Here is a 12,218-nt window from a genome sequence, read left to right as displayed (position 1 = left end):
TATAGTTACCATTCCCCGAGATTTTCATAAATAACCATTTGCTTTACTTCATTTCAACGCATGGTTTCTACATCTTGAATTAGGGAATAATAAAGAAAAAAAGGAAGTGACTCTTATGCTTCATTTCAACCGCGCACTCTTTGTTTATAATCAGACAGCTGGAGAAGATGATACACATCTAAAGCTTGAGAAGACACTCCATATTGTTGCACAAGCAGTAGATGAACTCATCGTGTTGAACACTACTTCCGAAGAACAACTCCAACAAGCTTGCGTAAAATATAGCGACCAAGTCGATTTGCTCATCATACTTGGCGGTGACGGCACTGTACACACTTGCTTAAATAGTATCGCACCTCTTGCTACACGTCCTATCATCGCAATATTACCTGGTGGTACATCAAATGATTTCAGCCGTACTTTAGGTATTCCGCAATCTCTTAACGAAGCAGCTACTTCTATACTTAATGGCTCCATTATCGATACCGATATTGGGAAAGTTGGCGAGCACTACTTTATGAATTTTTGGGGCATCGGACTCGTCACCGAAACATCAGAAAACATCAATTCAGATGAAAAAAAACGTCTTGGTTCTATCAGTTATGTGCTCAGTACATTACGTACGTTGAATCGGACAGAACCATTTCATTATAAAATCCAAACTACGGACACAGAGTTAGAAGGTGACGCTATTTTACTATTCGTCCTTAACGGTCGCTATATCGGTACAACTCAACTCCCCATCGCTTCCCTATCTCCTTTTGATGGTAAATTAGACGTTTTAATTGTGCGTGATTCCAACTTAGCTGCTTTCCGCGAATTATTTGCGTTACAAAATCCGACTGTGGAAAATGAGCAATTAAACGAACTCGAATATATTCAAGTCACAGCTCTCGAAATCATGCAACCTATTGGCAATAAGGTCGATATGGACGGAGAAATTTATGAAGAAACTGCACAGCAAATCACCGTGTTACCTGGTCATTTACGAATGATTCATGTAAACGCGCTCTAAGATAATAACTCTTCAATTGACTATATCGCACTCCCATATGTAAATTCCAAATCCTACTGCCAAATCGTACTATCCCACCTGGTAAGTTATTTATTTCCACGCTGAGTTTCCTTCCATACTACTAATCGACGCTACATCCAAGACATTATTTCTGCATCGCTAGTCAGTAAGGAAACTCTTCTTTTCTATGTATAGAACAGTTAACTGTGTATACCTCCAACCTTTATCCCTCCCCTACACTTTTAAATGAACAATACCATTTAATATTTCACATAGCATGGTATTCTATATCTACTAACATGTTTACCGGGGGTTCGACATGATCCGTATCCGTAAAGAAGATTTATCCATTCATCGAACAAAAGACAGACCGTTTGTCAATCTTCATCTAAAAATGATCAGTTTAATAGGTGCGCTCTCTATTACAATCATTCTGCTGATAGGCGGATTCATGAGTTTCTTCGTTACTGATACATTAGAAACTCAAATTGGGGAAAGGGCGCTCAGTGTTGCAAAGAGTGTGGCGGTGATACCCGAGATTTCACAAGCCTTTGAATCGAATAATCCTTCCGCTATCATCCAGCCGATCGTGCAGAAAATTCAAGCCCAAACAGACGCAGAGTTTATCGTTGTTGGTAACCAACAGGAAATCCGTTATGCCCACCCGACTCCCGATCGAATTGGTGATAAAATGATCGGTGAAGATAACGAACGTGCTTTACGATACGGGGAATCCTATACTTCCAAATCAACCGGATCTTTAGGTAACTCACTCCGTGCAAAAGCTCCGGTCTATTTAAACGATGAAATTGTAGGTGTTGTCTCGGTAGGGTTCCTAGTAGATTCCATTGAAACAATCATCTGGGGGTATAGCAAGGAAATATGGCTCGTTCTTCTAGGTGTTTGCACGGCCGCGATCATTGGAGCTGTACTGATTGCGAACTATATAAAGAACTTGTTATTCGGATTGGAGCCTGAAGAGATTTCGCATTTACTCTTTCAAAAAGAAACGATTTTGCATTCCATACATGAAGGCATTATTGCTATTAATAAGGAGGGCCGAATTACGATGGTCAACTCCGCTGCGTTGAAACTTTTGACAGGCGATGAACAGCAAACCGATGACTGGATCGGTAAACCAATACAAGAGAGCTTTCCGAATTCAGATCTACCCTATGTGCTGGAGCATGGTGAATCCGTCTTTGACCAGGAAAGAGTTTTTAGCAACCACATCGTGTATGTAAACAGTGTGCCAATCTTCTACGAACATGAATTGCTCGGTGCAGTCGCCACTTTTAGGAATAAAACCGAGATCGAGAACTTAACGAAAAAACTAACACATATCCAACAATATGCTAATGCCCTGCGTTCACAGACACATGAATTTGCTAATAAATTGTATACGATCATGGGACTGACGCAGCTAAACAAAAAGGATGAAGTACTCGATTTTATCCGACAAGAAACTAGCATTCAACAACACTGGACAAACACACTGCTTGATAATATAAATGATCCATATATTAGCGGACTGCTTGTCGGAAAGCTTAGTCAAGCGAGGGAATTACAAATCAATGTGTCCATCCAACCCGACAGCCAATTACATTCCCAAGTATCCGACGTGAATCGCCAAGCATTGCTAACGGCTATCGGAAATCTACTTGATAACGCATTTGATGCGGTATATGACGAACACGCCATTTCCCGAGAAATATCGATTTCATTTACTGATATCGGACAAGATCTGCTGTTTGAAATTGATGACGCTGGCCCGGGTATGGATGATGCATCTCTTGATAAAGTGGTAACCCGTGGTTTCTCGACAAAAGTTGGTAGCGAAAGAGGTTTCGGTCTAGCTCTTACAAAGAATGCAATTGAAGCAGCGAACGGTCAGCTCTCCATTGAACCGAGTGAACTGGGCGGTACATACTTTGTAATTTCGTTGCCAAAAGATAATTGAAGGAGGGATTCTCCCGGTGATCAGTACTATACGAGTTGTAATTGTAGAAGATGATTTTCGAGTGGCGAAGATTAACCGCCAACTAATTGAACAGATTACTGGCTATGAAGTCGTATCCGAACAAAGATCAGCTTCAGAAACTATTGCCTTTTTGCGGCAGTCAGAAGTGCTACCTGACCTAATTTTATTGGATGTCTACATACCCGACAGCCCGGGACTCGATTTATTTTGGTGTTTGCGGAGGGAATTCCCCACCATTGATATTATGCTGCTAACAGCTGCGAAAGAGACAAATACAGTACAAGAAGCACTCCACGGAGGTGTGTTGGATTATTTAATCAAACCCGTTGAACCTGAGAGGTTTGCAGAATCATTTAGACGGTACCGTTCTAGTAAAGTATTGCTATCATCAAAAAGCGAACTATCGCAAGAAGATCTTGACCGCATATTATTTGGTATCGAGATGCAACAAGCCCCATCCCTTTCAACTGACGGATTGCCAAAAGGTATAGACCGCCTTACACTTGAACGCATTGAAAATGTATTACTACAATGTTCGACTGCAGGAATAACTGCTGCTCATGCTGGCGAAGCAGCTGGCGTCAGTCGGTCTACCGCACGACGATATTTGGAATACCTTGCATTCGTCGAAAAAGCAAAAGCCCAATTGCATTATGGAGATGTCGGTAGACCGGAACGTACGTATATCAAGCTCTAAATGCTTGCTCGTGAACAAAATGAACAAAATGCATAATAAAAACTATATCCGCCTTATGATCACAAGCTTTTTAGCGACTTTTCGACATGGTACATTATGGACAGCTTAAGAGAGTATATTCAGATACTTCTATTTGTATCCGCTTACATCTTTCTTTCATCATTTTATCCATTGGAGGGAAATCGCTATGTTAAGTATTATTGGATTACTGACTATTTTTATTATCGTGGCATTACTGATCAGTGGCCGGATTACCCCTATTGTTGGTCTGGTCATTGTTCCCATCTTCGGCGCATTCTTTGCCGGCTTCAACTTCAAGGAAATTGGGGATTTCTTCAACAGTGGAATTGAATCTGTAATTAGCGTTGTCATTATGTTCATCTTTGCTATTCTGTTCTTCGGTGTTATGCAGGATGCAGGGGTATTCAACCCGCTAATTAATACGATGATTAAAATCTCACGTGGAAATGTAGTGGCAGTTGCCATGGCGACAGTAGTAATCGCGGCTATTGCACAGTTGGATGGCTCAGGTGCCTCCACGTTCTTAATTACAATCCCAGCGCTTTTACCACTCTATAAAAGATTGAAAATGAATCCTTATTTACTACTACTTCTTGTCGGTATCTCAGCAAGTATTGTCAATATGGTTCCGTGGGGTGGCCCCCTTGGACGGGCAGCAGCTGTGCTTGGTGTCGACGTTACAGAATTGTGGCGTCCACTAATCAAAATCCAAATCGTCGGTCTTCTATTATTAATCGCATTTGCTTTCATACTCGGTTTACGCGAAAAGCGAATCATCGCTAAGAAAGCGGCAAGTGGATTTTTTGATGACGACCTGGATGAGATAGAAGAAGATGAGCAAAATGTAGACTCTGAAGGCACTCTGCTTCTTCGTCCAAAAATGCTTTGGATCAACGTGATTATTGCCGTAAGCGTTATCGGATTACTCGTTTGGGGAAAAGTGCCAGCAGGCTTTATCTTCATGATTGGATTCAGTATCGCGCTTCCATTAAACTATCGCTCTGTGAATGAACAAATGGATCGTATTAAGGCGCACGCACCAAATGCTTTACTTATGGCGGCGATCATTCTAGCGGCCGGTTCATTCCTAGGTATTCTTAACGGTGCTAATATGCTAGACTCCATCGCCACAGATTTAGTAAAAGTGCTGCCGGCAATCATTGTGCCATATTTGCATATCATGATCGGTCTCTTCGGCGTTCCGTTTGACCTATTGCTCAGTACGGATGCGTATTACTTCGCATTACTGCCGATTGTAGAACAAGTTGTCTCTAGTTTCGGTGTTCCATCGATTTCCATCGCATATGCACTAATTGTTGGAAACATAATCGGTACATTTGTTAGCCCCTTCTCTCCTGCATTATGGCTTGCATTAGGGCTTGCAGGTTTGGAAATGGGTAAACATATCCGCTACTCATTCCTCATCATGTGGGGCTTCAGTATCGTGTTATTCCTAATTACAATGGCTATGGGTGTTATCACATTCTAAGTTAACTAGTCTGTAAAGATACTATTTCTCATGCAAATACACGTAAAAAGCAACTGGAGAAATTTTCTCCAGTTGCTTTTTTAACGTTCAATCTCCAATATAGGTTCATTAGGATTCGACTTCCCTGCCAATTCATCACGCAATAAATACGCACCTAACATACTGTAGACCGTTCCGTTACCACCTAATCCAATCAGGTAGTATATATTCGGCTCGAATGGATGACGTCCGATGACTGGTAATTCATCTGTTGACTCACCGAATAATGCCGTCCACTCATATTCAAAATCGAGCTCCTGATTAGGAAATAGCTCTTGTAACTCTAGCTTTAATTGAGCGAACTTCTTATCGATTTCTTCTTGTGAGCTCGGTAATGTATCCATATTTTGATCCAAACCACCCGCCACGATACGATTTTCATCCGTTAATCGCATATATAAATAAGGCCGTTTCGTCTCCCAAATCATCATGCGATCATGCCAGAATGACAAATCGTCTATTGGCTGTGTAGCGATTGCATAGGTAACTTTTAAGTCTTTTTGAGGAATCTTCATGTCAGGAGTCGGCGCATAACCAGTAGTGACAACGACCGACTTCGCTTGAAATTCGCCATTCGTCGTTTTTATGAGCACACGTTCTTCTATGTCTTGAATCCCGAGCACTTCCGTATGCTCAAATATATCCATACCCTTTTCATATGCGTAATGAATCGCACCCATACACAAACGCAGTGGATTCACTTCTGCATCCCCTGCTGTTACGATAGCTGCGGGTTGCGAAAACGGGAAGTGCGCTACAATGTCTTCAGGTTCCCAAAACTCTACTGGAAAACTATACTTTTTTAACGCCTCAAATTCTTTACGTAGTCTAGCTACATCTTCCTCTGTGCTAGCATAGTATAAACTTTCGCGTGTATGAAATTGAACATCAAACGGCGCATGTTCCGCGACGTCTTGCAAATTTTCCATTGCTTTTTTACATGCCTGATAAAATTCCACGGCTTTCTCTTCGCCAATTTGCTCCATCAATTCATGCAGCATAATGTCGTTGGAGAACTGTAATAAACCAGTATTGGCAGAAGTACTCCCCCCACCAACTTCCTCTTGTTCAATCAACGCGATCGAATAGCCTTCATTCGCTAGCACGTATGCAGTTAATGCACCCGACATTCCGCCACCTATTATTGCGACATCATACATATCTTGACGATTCACTTTCACAAAATCTTCTTTAGTAAAAGTCGACTCCCAATATAATGATCCTGTATGTAGCTTCATCATGAGCAATCTCCAATCTATTCGTTTTACTTTCTTTACCCTGTAAGACTGGTCCTATAAACATAGACAAAAAAGATGCTCAGTCAGTAGCTGAGCACCTCTTCCTTTATCCTCTAAACGGCCACCAAACACCGCGGCCGAACGAAACCGTAATAGCCGGAATTAACAGTGGTAGAATAATTAAACCATAAAGCAGTAATCCTGAAATAACAATCGTTGCGATTTGCATGAGACTCAAGACACCTGAAGGCATCATTGCACCGAATGTCCCTGCTAAAATCACAGCTGCTGTAATAATTACCGTACCCATCTTCGCCATAGAATACATCAAGGCTTCCCTGACCTTCATACCCCCGATACTTTCTTCGCGGAAACGATCGAGTAAGAAGATCGAGTAATCTACGCCAAGCGCAATCAGCATAATAAATCCGAAGAATGGAACCGCCCAACTGATTCCGTCATAGCCAAGACCATTGACGAAGATCAATTCCGTAATAGATATCGCCGTGTAATATGTTAGCAATAATGAACCAATCATATACAATGGCATGATCGCCGAACGGAATAAGACAAACAGAACGATGAATAACCCTACTAACATAATGGTGACAGTACGCGTAAAGTCAGCGGATGAAATATCACTCAAGTCCGAGTTCATGCTTGAAATACCACTAAAGGCTAGATCTGCATCTTCAAATGGCGTACCGATAACCGAGCGCTTCACCGAATCTTTAATATCATGTACCGTCGAAATCGCTTCACGAGAATACGGGTTTTCCTTCAAGATGACTTCCATCAGGATGCCTTTTTCGTCATCGAATGTATAGCGGTCAATGACGGGTGTAAACTCTTCATTATCGAGCGTCCCTTTTGGAATGAATAAACCCGTGTCGCGCACACTTTTCGTATCCGCCATATCATCGAGCATAACCGCAATTTCTTGAAGACCTGTCGTCACTTCAGCTAAACCATCCTTGGAAGCTTTGACACCACTACCTAGTTGCTTCAAACCACCTTTTAATTGGCCAATTTGCGAACCACTTTGGTTGATTTGTGATCCAGCTCCAGCAATGCCTTTACTGATCTTATCCAATTCATTACCTAAAGCATCCAACCCTCCAGCTGCTTGTGCCGCAGGAAGTCCTTGTTGCAGTCCACCAGAAATCTGCGCTAGCTGACCGTTGATTTGTTCAATACCGTTTGCGGCTTGGATTAGTCCGCCACCGCCACCCGTTCCGCCTGAAGGCAATTGATTAGCTGCGTCGCGTAAATTATACTGCACCGTTGCCAATCCTAAACGAATTTCTTGTATCCCATCATTCGCTTGTTTCAAACCGTCTGCCATCAAACCGATTTGATGATCTACATATAAGTCTTCCAACAATTCACCAGTTGGTCGTGTAACCGTACGAACACTTTTGACTCCTTCTACTTTCTCCAAGTCTCGAGAAATCGCTTCTAAATAGGTAATATCCCCTTCTTTAACAATTGGGGAATCTTTCTTTAACAATACTTGTACGGGTAGTGAATCTCCTTCACCAAAAGCATCTGAAATAAGATTTAATCCCATTACAGACTCTTTACTTCCATCAATTTCATCTACCGTATTGAATGATAAATCATTGTCGTACGTCAATAATAGTGGGATTGTGATGATCGCTACGATTAACATGGAAAGTAGTGGACGCATAACGGATAATTTACTGAATGCAATCCACAATTTACTATCTTTATGTGTAGCTGCACCTTTTGCAGGCCAGAATAATTTGTCTTTTAAAATAGACATTAACAGTGGTACGACAGTAAATAGAACGAGCATCAACACCGCGATCCCAACTGCTACTGCGACTGCCGATTTAAATATCGGGAAGTCCGCAAATCCGATTGCCGCGAAACCGATAAATACCGCCAGTGCACTGATGAACAGTGTGCGTCCTGCCGTTTTATACGTATTGATAATGGCTTCTTCCACTTCATGACCAGCTAATAACTCTTCTTTATAACGACTTAATAACAGAATACAATAATCCGTTCCAAGTCCAAATAAAATCGCCACTAAGAATATCTGGGTATAGTTCGAAACCGGAAACCCAAACCAGTCAATGAAGAACGCCACGAATGACTGACTTAACAAATAGGTGATCCCTACCGCCACTAATGGAACAAATGGTGTCACAATCGAACGGAAAACTATGAGCAATAAAGCGAAAATCAATACAACCGTAATAATTTCAGTCTTTTTCAGCCCTTCTTGCGCACTTTCATTGACGTCATTATTAATGATTGCTTCGCCCGTCATATACACTTTATCTTCTGTAGAGACGATATCTTTTTTTATTTTTTCAGCCAACTGAATGATTTCATCATCTGTTCCGTCTACCGTGATCGGAAGCAATACAATTTTCCGATCTTCTGAAACGAGCTGGGCTTCCATTTCTTCACTTTCAAACGGATCTAGAACATCCGTCACAATCTTGCTAGCACCCGTAATCTCTTTGGCAGTCGCAGAGATTTCTTGTTTCTTTACTTTATCTGCCGGTTGATTGAGATCATAAACTAGCGAGATGGTTTCATCTGCTTCACCCGCATCTTCTAGCATTTGTGCAGCCTTTTGGGAATCTGCTGAGTCGAGCAACTGGAAGGATCCTGCTTTTTCCGCCTGCTTTGCCAAGTCAGGTGCTAGTATAAATAAAACTGCAGTCAGTATTACGATACCGACCGCAATAGGCCATTTGAATTTTAATATCGTTTTCACGCGTTATCTCTCCTTCGTCACTAAAATTGATTTAAGTTTACGAAATGTCTTGATGAATTGTTCCAACTCCTGCTCATCAATTTGATCTGTAAACAGGTTTTCAATGCTTTCATTTATTGCCGCATTGGAAACAGATAGTACTTCGTGGCCTTTTGCGGTCAATGAAATTCGATTGATCCGCTGATCGTTCAAGTCTTTTTCAGACTGTACTAGATCTTTTTCGACTAGTTTCTTGAGACGTGTGGAAATGGCACTTTTATGTACGCCTTGAATCTCTGCTAGTTGCCCGCTTGAAAGGTGGCCATAGGCAGAAAGTATTTTCAGAACTTGGATTTGTTCTGGTGAGTAGTCTTTCCAGATTGGAACATCCAAGTTTTTCACGACGTGTTCCGTGCCGTAGATCATGACTTCTTCAAATAGTTCTACCGCTTCTTGAAGTTGATCTTTCAAAGTAGTCCACCCCCTAAACCAATAATTAATAGTTTAGGGGGTGGACTAAATAAAGTCAAACAAAAAAGCTAGCTTTGGAGAATTTCTCTGAAGCTAGCTTTTTATAGCTACACCGAATCAAATAATAAAGTACGCGATGACCGATAGTAGTATGGATGTTACTGTCATCGCAGCCAGTGGTCGCATAGCGCGATCTTTTAAATCTCGTAGGCTAACATTGAGACCAAGTCCTACCATAGCCGCTGTTAGTAACCATGTGGTCAATGTGAAGACGCCTTCCATTACGTTGTCTGAGACAGGAATGGAGTGACCGAACACATAGCTTCCTAGAATACTTAGAATGATAAAGCCTACAAGGAACCATGGAAATTCAATTTTATTGCCCGTTTCGTCAGTGTCTTTATGTTTACGTTTCATGATAAATATTAAAATGAAGCAGAGCGGTACTAATAGAAATACACGACCAAGTTTGGCCAGTAAAGCAATGGCTAAGCCGTCTTCTCCTGCCGGTGCTCCAGCCAAAGCTACATGCGCAACTTCATGTAGACTGATTCCAGCCCACATTCCGTACTCGATTGAATCAAGCGGAAGAATGGGACGCAGAATCGTGTAGCCAATCGCAAACACCGTACCCATCAATGCGATGATCCCTACGCCTATTGCTGTGTCTTCATCTTTTGCCTTAATAATCGGCGCCACTGCTGCAATGGCAGCTGCACCGCAAACTCCTGTCCCGACACCTAAAAGCAAGGAGATGTTTTTATCTGCTTTGAATACTTTAGCGAGCCAAATTGTCATGAAAATGGCGAAAATGATGACACCTACATCTCGAGCAAGTAAGCCGAGCCCGTCGCTTAAAACCGTATCTATATTTAATTTCAAACCGTATAAAATGATAGCTGCGCGAAGCAAGCGTTTCGATGTGAAAGCAATCCCGCTTCGGATTATTTCAGGATAGCCGAAAAATTGTCGGTATGCCACCGCGATAATAATGGCGCATGCCAATTGTCCGATATGATCGAAACCTGGTACTTTTGCTAATAAATAACCTAAAAATGCAATAAAGAATGTAAATGCTACTCCACCTATCCACGCTCTCCATTTGGATGGACGTTGTGGTGTATGCTGTTCTGAAGTCATATCTGAAGAAACCACGATGACAACACCTCCTACTAGTAGTATATAAAATGGCTAGCTATAAGAGAAATAACTATTTATAATAGGTATGATAAGTAATTCTATATACATGAAAGGAGTCGTTCCCTATCGATCAGCAACTGCAAGTATTCATCGAGGTAGCCGAGCAAAAGAACTTCTCTAGAGCAGCGGAAGAACTACATATGACTCAACCCGCTGTCAGTCAATACATTCGTTCATTCGAAGAAACCATTGGGGTGCGATTGCTTGAGCGGACTAATAAATACGTACGTCTGAACCAAGCGGGAGAAATTGTCTATCATCACGCAAAAGAAATTGCGGGACTGTATACAAAAATGCAAAACTTAGTCGATGACTTGGCCAATAAAGCTAGCGGCCCTCTTACGATTGGGGCAAGCTACACATTCGGTGAGTATGTCCTCCCCCATATTCTGTCTAAACTAGTCGCAGACTATCCATCGATTGAACCACAAGTCACCATTGGCAATACAGCAGACATCGCGGAGTTAGTCATCACGCACCAGCTCGACGTCGGATTAATCGAAGGACATTTCAAAGAAGCTGCACCACTTCAAAATGAAGACTTTGCAGAAGACGAAATGTACATCGTGACTTCTATCGATCATCCGCTTTCACAGAAAACAGGGCGTCAATCCATTACTGAATTAGAAGATGATATTTGGCTTTTACGCGAAGAAGGCTCAGGTACACGCGAAGCGGCAGAGTTATTCTTCTCCCAGTCTGGATTCTATCCAAAGCGTATTATGCAGTTCAGCAGCACACAGCCGATTAAAGAATCTGTCGAAGCAGGACTCGGCGTCAGTTTATTGTCACAGTGGGCGATTCAAAAGGAATTGCGCTATGGTGATTTGACGACGCTATCGGTGAAAGGAACCCCATTCAAGCGTCATTTCTCTATTGTGACGAATTCGCCGTTTCAAACGAAGGCGTTGCAGGTGTTTATTGAGTTGTTGAAGAACAGCGAGGATTTGACGGTTTTGAATGTTGAACCGACATCGTGATGTTCTTTTCTGGCTGCTTGGCTGGCGAAGTGCTGTCGGATTATGTTTCTGTTAATTGTGCGTAATAAGCGGCGTTGGGTTGTGGTTCTAGCACGTTCACTTTCTTTTCCTGGTTAATCAGGAGGTTGTGGTTTAGCTGTCTATGTAAGTGGCAAGTCCATTGTCCGCACTTCGGCGCTGGTGGATGGCTTTCGCGATGAGCCAGAGACAGGGCCTGTCTTTGTCTCTTCGCTACGCCTACCACAGCAGTCGCCTTCGTTGGATTGGGTGTGGGGCAGTTCGGGTAGTTGTTTTTAGTCGTTGAAGTGCTGGCTTATTACGTTTCTTTCAGGCGTACGTAATAAGCGGCACTG

The 12,218-nt window shown here is 42.2% G+C and carries 9 protein-coding genes; 5 read left to right on the top strand and 4 right to left on the bottom strand.

Features of this window, described 5'->3' with window-relative positions; all coding sequences use genetic code 11:
- The first annotated feature begins 115 nt into the window (after positions 1 to 115).
- From CSV64_RS13095 to CSV64_RS13080, 4 genes are all read left to right on the top strand, one after another.
- On the top strand, positions 116 to 1,015 hold the full coding sequence (locus tag CSV64_RS13095; RefSeq protein WP_099635028.1) for a diacylglycerol/lipid kinase family protein: 900 nt from the start codon (positions 116 to 118) through the stop codon (positions 1,013 to 1,015).
- A gap of 319 nt (positions 1,016 to 1,334) precedes the next feature.
- Positions 1,335 to 2,975, top strand: a complete 1,641-nt coding sequence (locus CSV64_RS13090) for an ATP-binding protein (protein ID WP_099635027.1) — start codon at positions 1,335 to 1,337, stop codon at positions 2,973 to 2,975.
- Between the two features lie 16 nt (positions 2,976 to 2,991).
- Complete coding sequence (locus CSV64_RS13085; protein WP_099635026.1) at positions 2,992 to 3,693, top strand: response regulator; 702 nt, start codon at positions 2,992 to 2,994, stop codon at positions 3,691 to 3,693.
- 187 nt (positions 3,694 to 3,880) lie between these two features.
- On the top strand, positions 3,881 to 5,203 hold the full coding sequence (locus CSV64_RS13080; protein ID WP_099635025.1) for a CitMHS family transporter: 1,323 nt from the start codon (positions 3,881 to 3,883) through the stop codon (positions 5,201 to 5,203).
- An 80-nt stretch (positions 5,204 to 5,283) separates the two neighbouring features.
- Here CSV64_RS13080 and CSV64_RS13075 read toward each other — a convergent pair whose 3' ends face one another.
- From CSV64_RS13075 to CSV64_RS13060, 4 genes are all read right to left on the bottom strand, one after another.
- Positions 5,284 to 6,483, bottom strand: a complete 1,200-nt coding sequence (locus CSV64_RS13075; RefSeq protein ID WP_233190481.1) for an NAD(P)/FAD-dependent oxidoreductase — start codon at positions 6,481 to 6,483, stop codon at positions 5,284 to 5,286.
- A gap of 103 nt (positions 6,484 to 6,586) precedes the next feature.
- Positions 6,587 to 9,235 (bottom strand): MMPL family transporter, encoded by a 2,649-nt coding sequence (locus tag CSV64_RS13070; protein ID WP_099635024.1) that lies wholly within the window; start codon positions 9,233 to 9,235, stop codon positions 6,587 to 6,589.
- A 3-nt stretch (positions 9,236 to 9,238) separates the two neighbouring features.
- Positions 9,239 to 9,685: a MarR family winged helix-turn-helix transcriptional regulator gene (locus tag CSV64_RS13065; protein ID WP_099635023.1), complete on the bottom strand. Its 447-nt coding sequence runs from the start codon at positions 9,683 to 9,685 to the stop codon at positions 9,239 to 9,241.
- A gap of 117 nt (positions 9,686 to 9,802) precedes the next feature.
- Positions 9,803 to 10,825, bottom strand: coding sequence for a YeiH family protein (locus CSV64_RS13060; RefSeq protein WP_099635063.1), 1,023 nt, complete (start codon positions 10,823 to 10,825; stop codon positions 9,803 to 9,805).
- 125 nt (positions 10,826 to 10,950) lie between these two features.
- Between CSV64_RS13060 and CSV64_RS13055 the strand changes: the two genes are divergently transcribed.
- Complete coding sequence (locus tag CSV64_RS13055; RefSeq protein ID WP_099635022.1) at positions 10,951 to 11,865, top strand: LysR family transcriptional regulator; 915 nt, start codon at positions 10,951 to 10,953, stop codon at positions 11,863 to 11,865.
- Positions 11,866 to 12,218: the final 353 nt, after the last annotated feature.

This window comes from Sporosarcina sp. P32b, assembly GCF_002743335.1.
Taxonomy (GTDB): domain Bacteria; phylum Bacillota; class Bacilli; order Bacillales_A; family Planococcaceae; genus Sporosarcina.
Note: the sequence above shows the minus strand (reverse complement) of the source record. Positions and strands in the feature narration are given on the sequence as shown.